The organism is Kitasatospora sp. NPDC056273 (assembly GCF_042268845.1).
GTDB lineage: Bacteria > Actinomycetota > Actinomycetes > Streptomycetales > Streptomycetaceae > Kitasatospora.
Window position 1 is genome coordinate 57359 of record NZ_JBHJSJ010000008.1, and the last position, 13975, is coordinate 71333.

Below are 13975 nucleotides of genomic sequence, written 5' to 3' on the forward strand. Positions count from 1 at the left end.
ACGACCTGGCGGAACGGATTCAACGAAGTTCAACGAACGGGACGGGAGCGGGAACCGTGAACCGGGCCCCGACAAACGTCGAACGGGGGGTGGCGAACGGGCGGACGGCGCTCACCGGTGCGAGCCGGCCCGGCCGAGCACCGCCCCGGCGTACGCCAGCAGCGCCGCCGCGACGGTGCCGCCGCCGAGCAGCCAGGCCTCCGGGCCGGAGCGCCCCAGGGCGAGCGGGCCGAGCACCGCGGCGGCCCCGGCCGACGCCCCCGCCGCGGCCGCCACCGGCCGGCCGCACCGCGCCAGCAGCACCGGCAGCACCACCAGCAGGCCCAGCACGCCCTGCGCCGCCCACTGGGCGGGGCCGGCCCGCTCGGCCGCCAGGTGCAGCAGCCCGCCGCCGTGGCCCGGCCCGGGACGCGGGGCGACGACGGCCAGCACCGCCAGCGCGGCGAAGCTCAGCACCCCGAGCACCGCCAGGTGCAGGGCCAGCGCGACCGGGAGCACCGGCCGCATCCGGGCCCGGAACTCCGCCAGGGTGCCCGCCGCGCCCAGGTGGCCGCGGCCGAGCTGCCGGTACCAACGGGCCGTCCGCTCGGCCGACCCGGCCGACACCGCCGCCGCCAGCACCAGCGCGACGGCCAGCGGGCGGTCCCCGCCCGGCAGGGCCGGCGGGAGCAGCAGCAGCGCGGCCAGGCCCAGCCCGTGGCCCAGCGCCGCCGGCCGCAGCCGGGAGCCGGGGTACGGCCGGAGCGCCGGCCCGGGCCCCAGCACCCCGGGCCCGGCGCAGGGCGGGCCGGGCTCGGCCGGGGCCGGTGCGGTCAGCGCGGGCAGCAGCACCAGCGGGACGGCGGCGGGCAGCAGCACCGGCCAGCGCGGGCCGAGCGCGGCCGCCCCCGCGCAGGGCAGCGCGGCCAGCGCGGCGGCGGTCAGCGCGGCCCGGGCCGCGGCCCCGCCCGACCGCGGCTGCGCGGGCCCGGGCGGCGGCGGGCGGCGCGGCACCCGGGCGTACAGCTCCTCGGCCAGCGAGAACAGGTCGGCGTGCCGGCAGCGGGCGGCGGCGTCCTGGCCGAGCCCGGCCTCCTCCAGCCCGGCGGCGATCTCCAGCGGGTCGACGGCGCGCTCGCACAGCTCCCGGTGCTCCGCCATCACCTCGCGCACCGGGTCCGCGCTGCCGCCGGGCAGGGGGCCGCCGGACATCAGCGGGCCTCCGCGAGTTCGGCCGGCCGCACGCCCTCGGCCGCCGTGTCCGCGTCCCGCGCGCCGCCGTCCGGCGGGGTGCCGCCGCGCGGGCCGTCGGCCAGCCAGTACTCGGCGGGGCGGGCGAAGGGGCGCGGCGCCGGGACGCCCTCGCCGCCGCCCCCGCCGCCGGGGAAGGCCGGGTACTGCGAGACCAGCTCCAGGTAGATCTCCCGGAAGGCGCCGATCACCGGCTCCACGGCGAAGCGTTCCTGCGCCCGCAGCCGCCCGGCCAGACCGAGCCGGCCCCGCCGCTCCTCGTCGCGCAGCAGTGCCAGGCAGGCGCCCGCCAGGGCGCGCGGATCGCGGGCGGGCACCAGCAGCCCGGTCGGCCCGACCACCTCGCGGGCCACCCCGACATCGGTGGCGACCACCGCCCGGCCGCTCAGCAGCGCGTCGGCGAGCAGCCGGGGGCTGCGCTGGGAGAGTCCCGAGAAGACCGCCACCGTGCCCGACTCCCAGGCCCCGGCCAGCGAGCGGGGCCGCCCCGCGAACTCCACCGCGGGCGCCACTCCCAGCCGCTCGGCCACCGCCGCGCAGTGCGCCCGGTAGCCGGGCGCCGCCTCCTCGCCGTACACCACCAGCCGGGCGCCGGGCAGGTCGGCGCGGACCCGGGCGAAGGCGTGCAGCGCCAGCTCCGGGTCCCGGCCCGGCTCCAGCGCGCCCGCCCACACCAGGGTCGGCGCCGCGGGTTCCGGCCCGGCGGCCGGGCGGTCCACCGCCGGGGTGCCCTCGTACACCACCCGGGTGCGCGCCGGATCGGCCCCGCAGCGGCGCTGCCACTGCTGGTCGTGGGCGCTGCCCGGGGTGAGTATCGCGGCCCGCCGGTACGTCTCCTCGGTGAGCGCCCGGAAGAAGGACAGCAGCAGGGCGCGGACCGGCCACCGGTACGGCGCCTCGCGGTAGCCGAGGTACTGCTCGCGCAGGTGCAGGCCGTGCTCGGTGACCACGAACGGCACCCCGTGCAGGTGCCGGGCCACCAGGGCGGGCAGCGCGGCCGGGCCGCCGCCGACCACGTGGCACAGGTCGACCGCGCCGAGGCCGCCGGGGCCGGTGCCGTACCAGGGCGCGGACAGCGGGCGCAGGCACTGTTCCAGCAGGTCCGCCGCGACCAGCACGTCGCAGACCAGCGGCTGCCCGGCCGAGGTGTCCGCGCCGGGCAGCCGCCAGGTCCGCTCCAGCAGCCGGCGGGCGTGCGCGGAGGCCAGGAAGGCGGGCAGCGTGCCGTCCTCCCGGGCGAGCGCGGCGAGCCGGTACAGCCCGGGCCCGAAGCCCGCTCTCTCCCCGGGCAGCACCAGGGCCCGCACCAGCTGTTCGTACGCCCCGGCGTACCGGCGTCTGCGCGGCGCGCGCGGTGCCCGGCCGCCCGGCCGGCGCCCCCACAGCGCCAGCTCGTACGCGTCGCGCCAGGCGGGCGACAGCCGCTCCGCCGCGCCCGGCTGTTCCGGGCCGGTGAGCAGGTACCGCTCGAACCCGTGCTCCGGCAGGCCCTCGGCGAGCCGGTCGCACCAGCCTCCGGTACCACGGCGGGGATGCGGACGGGCACCCTCGGTGAGCAGGGCAACGCGCACGGGAGACCTCCGGGGCAGAGCGGATTCGCTGGGCGGGACCACGGACGGACCGACGGGTGCCCGGGCGGCCCGGGCAGTGGCCCGGGGTGCCCCCGTACGGCGGCGGGGACGGTCGGGGCCGGGGAGTCCGGTCGGCCGGGGCCGGCGCCGCGGTGCCTCCGGGCGGCCCGCCGGCGGCCCGGTCGCGGACGCGCCGCGTTCCGTTCCCCCGGGCGCCCGCTCCGGCGGTCGGGCCCGACCCGCCGGGACCTCGGCCGCGACCGCCCTCCGGTTCCTCCGGCGGCCGCGACTCCCCCACACCTGTTCGGTCCGACAGCAGAAAGGTAGGACCGGCCCGGGCCGATCCATCGGTCACATGCCTGCCTGCCACCTGATCGAGTGAACCGACGTGACCTCGACCGGGACCAGGGCGTTACCGGGCGGTATGCGCGGCCGCCCGCGCGGCCCCGCCCGGGCGCGCGGTCGGCCCGCCACGGCACGCGCTCAGCCCCTGGTCCGCGCCCGGCCCGCCGTGTGCGCCCGGGCCGTGGTCCGCGCTCAGCCCGCGGTGTGCGCGATCAGCTCCCGCACCGCGCGGGCGACCTCGTCGGGGTGCTCCATCATCGCCACGTGCCCGGACTCCGGCAGCACCAGCAGCCGGGCGTCCGGGAAGGCCGCGCAGGCGCGGCGGGCCGAGCGGTAGGAGACCAGCTTGTCGCGCAGCCCGTACACCAGCAGCACCGGCGCCTCGACCCGCTCGGCCTGCCGCCACAGCGCCTGGTCGCCGCGCTCGGTGTACGCCGAGACGATGCCGCGGGCCGAGCCGACCAGCGCCTGCATCGCGTGCGGCACCTCCAGCCGGCGCCGGTACTCGGCCACCGCCTCGGCCCGGGCCGCCGGGCTCAGACTGCCCGGGTCGCCGTAGACCAGCCGCAGCAGGTCCTCGGTGGCCGCCTCGGCGTCGCGCCCGCCCGCGGACAGCCGGCGCAGCACCGCGGGCACCCCGGGCACCGCGAGCAGGGCGGTCGGCCAGGCGGAGTGCTGCGGGGGCAGCTCGGGCAGGGCCGGGGAGACCAGGGTGAGGCTGCGCACCAGGTCCGGGCGCAGCGCCGCCAGCCGGACGGCGACCGCGCCGCCCAGCGAGTTGCCGAACAGGTGGACCGGGCCGCGGCCGGAGGCCTCCAGGTAGCCGATCACCGCGCGGACGTGGCCGGAGACGGTGAGGTTGCCGTCGGTGGGCGGGTGGGAGCGGCCGAAGCCGGGCAGGTCCACGGCCTCGCCGTCGACCTGCCCGCCGAGCCGGTCCATCAGGGCCTCCCAGTTGGCGGCCGAGCCGCCGAGGCCGTGCACGAAGAGCCCGGGCTCGCGCCCGTCGGCGGCGCCGTCGACGGCGGGTCGGTGCACCGCGAGCACCGCGCCGGGGACCTCGACCGTACGTACCTGCTGCTCAGCGCTGCTCATGGTGGACGATGGTAATGAGCCCGCCCCGGGAACCCCGGGGTGGTCCGGCCGCCGGCCGCCTCCGTTCCACCACTGCCGAGGCCGAGGTCAGCGCCGTATTGTGGGCTCCTGACAACCAGGCCGATCGTCTTTTCTCGCCTTCGCCGAACGCGGACGCGGTTACCGAAAAGTAGAATCGGCCATCTTGCCAGCCGCGAACAGACCCCGAAGTGAGGAGCGCCGTGACGGCCATCCAGGAGGCGCAGGAGCGCCCGCGCGGTGCCCGCCTGCCGCGAAGCGCCCGCCGTGAACAACTGCTCGGTGCCGCCCAGGAGGTGTTCGTCGCGCAGGGCTACCACGCGGCCGCCATGGACGACATCGCCGACCGCGCCGGGGTGAGCAAGCCGGTGCTCTACCAGCACTTCCCCGGGAAGCTGGAGCTGTACCTGGCGCTGCTGGACAAGCACTGCGACGCCCTGGTCGAGTCGACCCGCGAGGCGCTGTCGGCGACCACCGACAACAAGCAGCGGGTGGCCAACACCATGGAGGCGTACTTCAACTACGTCTCCAGCGAGTCCGGCGCCTTCCGGCTGGTCTTCGAGTCGGACCTGACCAACGAGCCGGCCGTGCGCGAGCGGGTCGAGCGGGCCTCCGAGGCGAGCGCGACGCTCGTCAGCAAGGTGATCCAGGAGGACACCGACCTGCCGGAGGCGGAGTCCAAGCTGCTCGCCGCCGGGGTCTGCGGCCTGGCCCAGATCACCGCCCGGTACTGGCTGTCGCAGGGCCTGGCGATCCCCCGCGACGAGGCGGTCCGGCTGGTCGCCAGCCTGTCCTGGCGCGGTCTGAAGGGCTTCCCGATGCACCCGGGCGAGCAGTCCGGCGAGGGCACCGCCCACCAGGGCTGATCCGCCGACCTTCGCCGGGCCGGGGATCCGGTGCTCTATGGTGAAGCCGTACGGCACGGTCGCCGCGAACGCTTGTCCCAGGCGGTCCGGTGCCCGTGCGTGGAGGCTGCAACCCCGGAGGGACGGAAGCCGTGGAGGTCAAGATCGGCGTGCAGAACGCGCCCCGCGAGATCGTGATCGAGAGCTCGCAGACTGCCGATGAGGTCCAGAGCGCGGTCGCGAAGGCGCTGGAGGGCTCGGAGAAGATCTTCGCGCTGTCCGACGAGCACGGCCGTCGCATCATCGTCCCGGCCGAGCGCCTGGCGTACGTGGAGATCGGCGAGTCGGCCGCCCGCAAGGTCGGCTTCGGCACCGCCTGAGGCGCCGCAGCACAGCATCGTCCGGTGCCCCGTTCCCGCGAGGGAGCGGGGCACCGTCGTGTCCGGGGGCCGCTGTGGCCCGTGGGGCTCCGTCGCGTGTACGAGCGGGTGGGGCGGGGTACGGCGAGGGTGCGGCGCCGGTGCCGCACGCCCGTCCCCCCGGGAGGCAGCCTTGCTGGTCGAGTCGATCGTCTTCGCCCTCGTCGGCCTGGTCACGGGCGGCACGGCCCTGCTGGCCCGCCCGGCGTACTTCCGGGCCGCCCGGGCCCTGGTCCTGGGCACCGCGCTGGCGGCGGCGCTGGTCGGCGGGGTGGTCGCGCACTTCAGCGTGGACGGCCGCCAGCCCGCGGTGTCCGTCGCGGCCGCGGCGGTGGCCTCGGGCGTGCTCACCTCGCTGCTGGCCCGGCCGGACCTCGCGGCGGGGCGCGCCCCGGCCCACCGGCACCACCCGCACCGGCCCGGCACCCACCGCGCGGCGCGGCGGCACCGGGCGGCCTGAGGGTCGCGGGCCGCTAGGAGGCCAGGCCGAGGGCGGCCATCCGCTTGGTGTGCGCCTCGGTGATCCGGTTGAACATCTTGCCGACCTCGACCAGGTCGAAGCCCTGCACCTGGACGCCGCCGACCAGCAGGTTGGACAGCGCGTCACGCTCGGCGACCACCCGCTGGGCCTGGCTGAGCGCCTCGCCCATCAGCCGCCGGCCCCACAGGGCGAGCCGGCCGCCGGCCCGCGGGTCGGCCTCGATCGCCTGGCGGACCTTGTCGACGGCGAACTGGGCGTGGCCGGTGTCGGACATGACGCTCAGCACCAGGTCGCGGGTGTCGTCGTCCAGCCGGACGGCCACCTCGCGGTAGAAGTCGGTCGCGATGGCGTCGCCGACGTAGGCCTTGACCAGGCCCTCCAGCCAGTCCGAGGGCGCCGTCATCCGGTGGAACAGCTCCAGCGGCTCGACGAACGGCCGCATCGCCTCCTGCGGGTCGGCGCCGACCTCGGCGAGCCGGTCGTGCAGCCGCTGGTAGTGCTGGAACTCGGCGGAGGCCATCCGGGCCAGCGCCGCCTTGTCGGCGAGATCGGGCGCCAGCTTGGCGTCCTCGGCGAGCCGCTCGAAGGCGCTCAGCTCGCCGTACGCGAGCGCGCCGAGCAGGTCGAGCACCGCCGCCCGGTAGCCGGGGTCGGCCGAGCACGCGGCCCAGTCCCCGATCGAGCCGGCCGCCGCGTCCTGCGTCTCACCATGGGTCTCCATGACCCGCAACTTTAGTCCCGCCCGCCTGTCCGCCCCACCACCAGGCACACCCGGGTGACCGCCCGGACCGGCCGCTCCGGTGGCAGTTGCCGGGGGCAATGTCAGACGCGTCACGTGTTCGAGTCGTCGCCTGACTGTATGGTGGTACGGAGCCCGTCGTGTTCGCATGGTGTCACCGCCGTCTCGGTACCCCGCGCGAACCCTCCGTAGCGGCACCGTCCAACCGGACGTGTCCGCACCGGTGGCACGGGTACTCACGTACGCGGATGCCCGGTCGGAGAGCCGATCGGCTCCGACCATGGCTTGGACCTCAAGCCTTGGCACCGCATCAGTGGCCGAGCGAGGGCCGCCGAGACCACGCCCCGAGGCGGAGGTCCCGCGCAGGTCCCTCACGGGAATCCTCCCCGACGCCGCCGGCGACGCGCCCCGCACCGGGCAGCGCGCACCGGCCGGCCGCAGGGACCGGCGCGGTTGTGCGTCCGCGCAGCTGTACCAGGGCCGTCCAGGCCCGTAGACAGCCGCGCGGCTGCCCGCCCGCCGCTCGCTCTCGGCCCTTTCGAAAACGGAAGAGGCAGCACCCTGTCCACCACCGCTGAACCCATCAAGACGACCTTCCGGGACCTGGGGATCCTCCCGGAGACCGCCGAGGCACTCGAGTCCGTCGGCATCGTCCACCCCTTCCCCATCCAGGAGATGACCCTCCCGGTCGCGCTGACCGGCCACGACGTCATCGGCCAGGCCAAGACCGGCACCGGCAAGACCCTCGGCTTCGGCCTCCCGCTGATCGAGCGGGCCATCGTGCGCGCCGACGTGGACGCCGGCCGGGCGACCGAGGAGCAGCTCTCCGACTTCCCGCAGGCGCTGATCGTCGTCCCGACGCGCGAGCTCTGCACCCAGGTCACCAACGACCTGCAGACCGCCGGCAAGGTCCGCAACGTCCGCGTGCTCGCGGTCTACGGCGGCCGGGCGTACGAGCCGCAGGTCGAGGCGCTCAACAAGGGCGTCGACATCGTCGTCGGCACCCCGGGCCGTCTGCTGGACCTCGCCGGGCAGAAGAAGCTGAACCTGTCGAAGGTCCGCGCGCTGGTCCTGGACGAGGCCGACGAGATGCTCGACCTGGGCTTCCTGCCCGACGTCGAGAAGATCATCACCATGCTGCCGGCCAAGCGGCAGACCCTGCTGTTCTCGGCCACCATGCCGGGCCAGGTCATCAGCCTCGCCCGCCGGTACATGAGCCAGCCGACCCACATCCGGGCCGCCGCCCCGGACGACACCGGCGCGACCGTCGCCAACATCGAGCAGCACATCTTCCGTGCGCACTCGCTGGACAAGGTCGAGATGGTCTCGCGCATCCTGCAGGCCGACGGCCGCGGGCTGGCGATGATCTTCTGCCGCACCAAGCGCACCGCCGCCGACGTCTCCGACCAGCTGACCCAGCGCGGCTTCGCGGCCGGCGCGGTCCACGGCGACCTCGGCCAGGGCGCCCGCGAGCAGGCCCTGCGGGCCTTCCGCAACGGCAAGGTCGACGTGCTGGTCTGCACCGACGTCGCGGCCCGCGGCATCGACGTCGAGGGCGTCACCCACGTCATCAACTACCAGTGCCCCGAGGACGAGAAGACCTACCTGCACCGGATCGGCCGCACCGGCCGGGCCGGCGCCTCCGGCACCGCCGTCACCCTGGTCGACTGGGACGACATCCCGCGCTGGCAGCTCATCAACAAGGCGCTGGACCTGTCGTTCAACGACCCGGAGGAGACCTACTCCACCTCGGCGCACCTGTACGAGCTGCTGAAGATCGCGCCGGGCACCAAGGGCATCCTGCCGCGCTCGGAGCGCACCCGCGCCGGGCTGAACGCGGAGGAGGTCGAGGACCTCGGCGAGACCGGTGGACGCGGTGCCCGCGCGCCCCGCGGCGGTCGCGGTGGGCGCGGCGGCCAGGGCGGCTCGGACCGTCCGGGCGCCGGCTCCGGCTCCGACCGTCCGGGCTCCGGCGCGGCCGAGGCCGAGGAGCAGAAGCCGCGCCGCAACCGTGAGCGCCGCCGCACCCGTCGGGGCGCGGCAGTCGGCACCGAGGGCGAGGCCGTCGCCGGCGTGACCGAGGCCGCCGCGGCGGCTCCGGCCGTCGAGGGCGCCGAGGGCGAGGCCGCGCCGCGCCGTCGCCGCCGCCGCTCGCGCGGCGGTGCCGCCGCTGCCGAGGCCGTGGCGGCGGTCGAGACGACTCCGGTCGCCGAGGCCGTCGTGGCCGAGGCCGTGGCGGTCGTCGAGGCCGCCGTCGAGGCGATCGCGGAGGCTCCGGCCCCGGCGAAGAAGGCCACCCGCACCCGGACCCGCAAGCCGAAGGCGGAGGCCGTCGAGGCCGTCGAGACCGCCGCCCCGGTCGTCGAGGCGGCTCCGGTCGCCGAGGCGGCCGCCGAGGCTCCGGCCCCGGCCAAGAAGGCCACCCGGGCCCGCAAGCCGAAGGCGGAGGCCGTCGAGGCCGCCGCCCCGGTCGCCGAGGCCACCGAGGCTCCGGCCCCGGTGAAGAAGGCCACCCGCGCCCGGAAGCCGAAGGCCGAGGCCGTCGAGGCGGCTCCGGTCGCCGAGGCCGCCGCCGAGGCTCCCGCCCCGGCCAAGAAGGCGACCCGGGCCCGCAAGCCGAAGGCCGTCGCCGAGACCGCCCCGGAGGCCCCGGTCGCCGAGGCCGCCACCGAGGTCCCGGCCCCGCGCAAGCGCACCCGCACCCGCAAGGCGGCGGCGCCCGTGGAGGCCACCCCGGAGAGCTGACACCCCCGTGTCTCCCCCGAGGGGGCGGGTCAGGCCACCCGGCCCGGCCCGCCCCCTCGGGCGTTCCGCCCGCCTCCTAAGCTCGGGGGCGTCGGGGAGCGCCGACAGGACAGCAGGGAGAGCAGCCCATGAGCACGCCGCCGTTTCTGACGCTGCCCGGGTGCGCGCGGGCCGAGCGGCTGGTGACCGGGCGCGGGGAGTTCGCGGCGCTGCGGGCGGAGCCGGCCGGGCCGGTGCGCGGCTCGGCGCTGCTGGTGCCGGGGTTCACCGGCAGCAAGGAGGACTTCATCGCGCTGCTGGAGCCGCTGGCGGCCGCCGGGTACCGGGTGACGGCCGTGGACCAGCGCGGGCAGTACCAGACCGGCGGTCCGGACGATCCGGCGGCGTACGCCGTCGGGGCGCTCGGCGCGGACGTACGGGCGCTCACCGGGGTGCTGGCGGCCGAGGCCGGGGGCGCCCCGCCGCACCTGCTGGGGCACTCCTTCGGCGGCCAGGTGGTGCGCGAGGCGGTGCTCGCCGCGGCCGCGGAGGGCCCGCTGCCCTGGCGGTCGCTGACCCTGGTGTCCACCGGCCCGGGCGCGATCGACCCGGCCGAGGCGGTCCGCACCGGGCTGCTGCTGGACGCCCTGCGGGGGATGGACCTGGAGCAGATCTGGCAGGTCATGCGGCAGCTGGAGGCGGAGAGCGGGCAGCCGCGGCCGAGCCTGGAGCCGGCCGTCGCGGAGTTCCTGCACCGCCGCTGGCTGGCCAACGTGCCGCGGGCGCTGTCCGTCACCGGCGCCCACCTGGTGGCCGCGCCGGACCGGGTGGCGGAGCTGGCCGCCGCCACCGCCGGGCTGCCGGTGCTGGTGCTGTCCGGGGTGCGGGACCACGCCTGGCCGGTCCCGGAGCAGACCGCGATGGCCGAGCGCCTGGGCGCCCGCCGGGTGGTGGTCGCGGACGCCGGCCACTCCCCCAACGCCGAGCAGCCGGCTGCCACGGCCGGGGCGCTGGCCGCGTTCTGGGCCTGACCGACGCGGTCGGGGCCGCGCCGGTTCCCCCGGTCCGCCGAAAGTGGTCTGTACCACTTCTTCAAGTTCGATCGGCTTCAACACAGGACAAAATTCGTTAGTTACGGTAATCTTTGATTCTGTCCGGGAATCATCGCCGGCCTCCACCGCGGCACCGATCACCCGAAACCTGGACTTTACGGACGGGCAACGGCCCGGTAGCACCGCCACGACACCGTGGTGCACGAGGCACTGGACGCACCAGGCAAGCAGGGGGAGCCCTTGCCGCAGCAGACCGCCACACGCGCGACGACCCGCCCGATCCGGCCTCACCTCCGGATCCGCAAGACCCCGAGAGAGCTGATACCGACTCAGCCGCCCCCGCCCCGCCCCGCGGGGCCAGGAAAGGAGACGCCCATGACGAAGACCATGCGCTTCGAGATCGTCCGACTCGACGAGACCAACGGCTCCGCCGCCGACCGCCAGATCGCCGACGCCGCCACCGTGCGCGAGGTCGTCCAGGCCGCCGCCCGCACCGGCGAGCGCCTGCTCATCCGTCCGTGCCCGACCGTCTGACCCGGCGCGGCGCCTCCGACCGGGAGGCCTCACCCGCCGCCGACGAGCCGGGAGCGTCCGATCCGGACGTTCCGATACCCGACTGACGCCCCGTCACCGCATTCGCCGATGACGGGGCGTCAGTGTTTCCGGGGTCGACGCCCCGGACGTTTGCCGCCGCCCGGGACGGGACATCCCCCAACGGGAACCGCCCGTGCCACGCCCACCCGGCGCCGGTCCGGGCGCCCGCCACCGACAGGTGCCGCCGAGCCCTCCGTACGGGTGATCGTCCTTGACGCGGCGGTCCGGAGGGAGGAGCGTTGACGGCTATGAGGGGCGAGCCCAGCTGCCCGAGGTGCGCCGGTCGGGTCCGCGCCCCCGGTCTGTTCTCAGACACCTGGCAGTGCGACCGGCACGGAGCCGTGCACCCGATGCAGCCCGTGCTGCCCCCGAGTGTGGAGGCCCTCGGCGTCGCCGTCGCCCGCTCCCAGGTCCCGGTCTGGCTGCCCTGGCCGCTCCCGGTCGGCTGGCTCTACACCGGCATCGCCCACGTCGGCGACGACGTCTCGGGCGCCCGGGCCACCGCCGTCGCCTGCTCCGGGCCCGCGCCGCTCGGCGGCTTCGGCGAGCTGGTGCTGGTCGCCGAGGAGCTGGGGGTCGGCCTCGGCGCCCGCTACGCGGGCCTGTCCGGGCCGGACCCGGGCGACTCCGTCGGCCTCTACAAGCCCGCCGACGCCAAGCTGCTGGCCGCCGGCCGGCCCACCCCGATGTTCCACGTCCCGGACGCCCCGGCCGACCGCGCGGTGTTCGTCGGCGAGGCCCGCGGGCTCTGGCTCTGGGCGGTCGCCTGGCCCGAGCAGTCCGCGCTGGTGATGTACGACGAGCTGGTGCTGACCGACCTGCGCGAGGCCGGCGCCGAACTGGACCTGCTGCCCTGCGGGGCGCTCTCCCCCCGGCTCCTCGGCTGACGGCCAGGGCCTAGGCCTATCCTGGGCGGCACCCACGAGCCTCCAGGAGCCCGATCCGTGCGCATCGACCTGCACGCCCACAGCAACGCCTCCGACGGCACCGACAGCCCGGCCGAGCTGGTCGCGGCGGCCGTCGCCGCGGGCCTCGACGTGGTGGCGCTGACCGACCACGACACCGTGGCCGGCCACGCCGAGGCCGCCGGGGCGGTGCGCGCACTGCCCGCGGGCAGCCGGCTGACCGTCGTCCCGGGCGCCGAGCTGTCCTGCGCCGTGGACGGCATCAGCCTGCACCTGCTGGCGTACCTGTTCGACCCGGAGGAGCCGGAGTTCGCGCGCGAGCGGGACCTGGTGCGCACCGACCGGTTCCGGCGCGGGCGGGCGATCGTGGAGCGCTGCCGGGAGCTCGGCGCGGAGATCAGCTGGGAGCAGGTGCGGCGGATCGCCGGGGCCGGCTCGGTCGGCCGGCCGCACATCGCCAGCGCGCTGGTCGAGGCCGGCGTGGTCGCCACCGTCTCGGACGCCTTCACCGCCGACTGGCTGGCCAACGGCGGGCGGGCGGACGTCCGCAAGCACGAGACCGACCCGGTCACGGCGGTCCGGCTGGTCCGGGCGGCCGGCGGGGTGCCGGTGTTCGCCCACCCCGGCGCGGTCAAGCGCGGCCGGACGGTCTCCGACCAGGTGATCGCCGACCTCGCGGCGGCCGGACTGGCCGGGCTGGAGGTCGACCACACCGACCACGACGAGGAGACCAGGGAGCGGCTGCGCGGCCTGGCCGGCGAACTCGGCCTGCTGGTCACCGGCTCCAGCGACTACCACGGCACCCGCAAGACCGTACGGCTCGGCGAGCACACCACCGACCCGGAGGTGTACGGGGCGCTGCTGGCGCAGGCGACCGGCGCGAAGCCGATCGAGCGCTGAGCGGACGCGAACGAACGCGAACGCCGGGCCAGGGGATCATGAGTCCCTTGGCCCGGCGTTCGGAGTTTCGGAGTACGGCCGGGCGGCGGTCAGTCCAGCCGGACGCCGCGTCGGCCCGGGTCGCGCAGGTCGGCGCCCTGGTCGAGCCAGCGCTCCTGGAGCGCGGCCGCGCCGTGCACCCGCTTCCAGCCCGCCTCGTTGGGCGTCATCGGCAGCAGCGGCAGGAAGCGGACCGGGTCGGCCGGCTCGGCCAGCTCCAGGTCCTCGACCAGGCCGCCCGGTTCGGCCGCGAGCACCGAGGTGAAGGGCGCGCCGTCCCAGAGCGGCGAGCCGAGGTCCAACGAGCCGCCCGGGGCCACCACCAGGCCCTCGACCTGCGGGGTGGCGGCGAAGGTGGCCAGGGTGCGCAGCACGCTGTCGCGCCCGCCCCGGACTGTCAGCACCAGTTCGACGCGCGGGCCGCGGACCTGGTCGGCGACCGGCGCGGTCGGGTCGGCCATCGGCGCGGCGGACATGCCGAGCGTCGCGTAGCGCACCAGGCCCTCGGCGTCCGGGCCGAAGCGCAGCACCTCGATCCGGTCGGCGCCGAGGAAGGTGACCGCGGCGCGGCCGCCCGGTTCGCCGAAGGTGGAGATCAGCCGGGCCTCGACGGCGGCCAGCACCGCCTCCCGGGTGAGCTCCGGGGAGCTGCCGCCGTGGGGGTCGCCGAAGAGCGGGAAGTCGTGCGCCATGCCGGTGAGCGTAACCCCCGGGGGTTCGCGGGCCGCGTGCGGGCGGGCCGGAGGCGGTGCGACGGCGGTGCGGCGGGGCGCCGTGGCGGGACAACGGCCGGGCGGGGCAAGGATCCCGTAAAGCCTTCGGAAACCTCCGGGAACCCCTCGGCCTCGACGCCCGGTCAGATGTTAGGGTGAGCGACTGGCCACCGGGATCGTTCGTCCCGGGGCGGCGGCGCGAAGGAGGTGGTTGCGGTGGATACCGGCCGACCATGCAGTACCGGCAGCTCTGCCCGGCCCCGACTTCCCCGTACCCCGCGCCCCGCAGGCCCAACCGGCTGAAT

At 76.6% G+C, this 13975-nt stretch carries 13 protein-coding genes; 8 read left to right on the forward strand and 5 right to left on the reverse strand.

The window, feature by feature from the left end; all coding sequences use genetic code 11:
* Positions 1-111: 111 nt before the first annotated feature.
* The 3 genes from ACFCY1_RS09915 to ACFCY1_RS09925 all read right to left on the reverse strand — a co-directional run bounded on the left by ACFCY1_RS09915 (position 112) and on the right by ACFCY1_RS09925 (position 4241).
* Positions 112-1191, reverse strand: coding sequence for a hypothetical protein (locus ACFCY1_RS09915; protein ID WP_375874129.1), 1080 nt, complete (start codon positions 1189-1191; stop codon positions 112-114).
* Positions 1191-2801 carry a DUF3492 domain-containing protein gene (locus ACFCY1_RS09920; protein ID WP_375874130.1) on the reverse strand — a complete coding sequence of 537 codons (1611 nt, stop codon included), beginning with the start codon at positions 2799-2801 and terminating at the stop codon, positions 1191-1193. Before ACFCY1_RS09920 ends, ACFCY1_RS09915 begins: the two co-directional genes overlap by 1 nt.
* A 537-nt stretch (positions 2802-3338) precedes the next feature.
* Positions 3339-4241: an alpha/beta fold hydrolase gene (locus ACFCY1_RS09925; RefSeq protein ID WP_117489448.1), complete on the reverse strand. Its 903-nt coding sequence runs from the start codon at positions 4239-4241 to the stop codon at positions 3339-3341.
* Positions 4242-4462: 221 nt separating this feature from the next.
* On the opposite strand from ACFCY1_RS09925, the gene ACFCY1_RS09930 reads away from it, so the two are divergent.
* The 3 genes from ACFCY1_RS09930 to ACFCY1_RS09940 all read left to right on the forward strand — a co-directional run bounded on the left by ACFCY1_RS09930 (position 4463) and on the right by ACFCY1_RS09940 (position 5983).
* Complete coding sequence (locus tag ACFCY1_RS09930) at positions 4463-5125, forward strand: TetR/AcrR family transcriptional regulator (protein WP_049660673.1); 663 nt, start codon at positions 4463-4465, stop codon at positions 5123-5125.
* A 131-nt stretch (positions 5126-5256) separates the two neighbouring features.
* The gene (locus ACFCY1_RS09935) at positions 5257-5484 is read left to right on the forward strand and encodes a DUF3107 domain-containing protein (RefSeq protein WP_049660675.1); all 228 of its coding nucleotides are present in this window, start codon (positions 5257-5259) and stop codon (positions 5482-5484) included.
* A 172-nt stretch (positions 5485-5656) separates the two neighbouring features.
* Positions 5657-5983, forward strand: coding sequence for a hypothetical protein (locus ACFCY1_RS09940; RefSeq protein WP_074001381.1), 327 nt, complete (start codon positions 5657-5659; stop codon positions 5981-5983).
* 13 nt (positions 5984-5996) lie between these two features.
* On the opposite strand, the gene ACFCY1_RS09945 is transcribed toward ACFCY1_RS09940, so the two are convergent.
* A complete protein-coding gene (locus ACFCY1_RS09945; RefSeq protein ID WP_049660234.1) occupies positions 5997-6725 on the reverse strand; it encodes a ferritin-like fold-containing protein in 729 nt (242 codons plus the stop codon).
* Between the two features lie 693 nt (positions 6726-7418).
* Here ACFCY1_RS09945 and ACFCY1_RS09950 point away from each other — a divergent pair.
* The 5 genes from ACFCY1_RS09950 (at position 7419) to ACFCY1_RS09970 (ending at position 12918) form a co-directional block, all read left to right on the forward strand.
* Positions 7419-9488 (forward strand): DEAD/DEAH box helicase, encoded by a 2070-nt coding sequence (locus ACFCY1_RS09950; protein ID WP_375874131.1) that lies wholly within the window; start codon positions 7419-7421, stop codon positions 9486-9488.
* 128 nt (positions 9489-9616) lie between these two features.
* Positions 9617-10498, forward strand: coding sequence for an alpha/beta fold hydrolase (locus ACFCY1_RS09955; protein WP_049654106.1), 882 nt, complete (start codon positions 9617-9619; stop codon positions 10496-10498).
* 396 nt (positions 10499-10894) lie between these two features.
* The gene (locus ACFCY1_RS09960; protein ID WP_158077673.1) at positions 10895-11053 is read left to right on the forward strand and encodes a hypothetical protein; all 159 of its coding nucleotides are present in this window, start codon (positions 10895-10897) and stop codon (positions 11051-11053) included.
* A gap of 308 nt (positions 11054-11361) precedes the next feature.
* The gene (locus tag ACFCY1_RS09965) at positions 11362-12000 is read left to right on the forward strand and encodes a DUF6758 family protein (RefSeq protein WP_063780222.1); all 639 of its coding nucleotides are present in this window, start codon (positions 11362-11364) and stop codon (positions 11998-12000) included.
* A 57-nt stretch (positions 12001-12057) separates the two neighbouring features.
* Entirely contained in the window at positions 12058-12918 is an 861-nt protein-coding gene (locus ACFCY1_RS09970; protein ID WP_375874132.1) for a PHP domain-containing protein, read from the forward strand.
* Between the two features lie 89 nt (positions 12919-13007).
* Here ACFCY1_RS09970 and ACFCY1_RS09975 read toward each other — a convergent pair whose 3' ends face one another.
* Positions 13008-13649 carry a suppressor of fused domain protein gene (locus tag ACFCY1_RS09975; protein WP_079271871.1) on the reverse strand — a complete coding sequence of 214 codons (642 nt, stop codon included), beginning with the start codon at positions 13647-13649 and terminating at the stop codon, positions 13008-13010.
* Positions 13650-13975 lie beyond the last annotated feature (326 nt).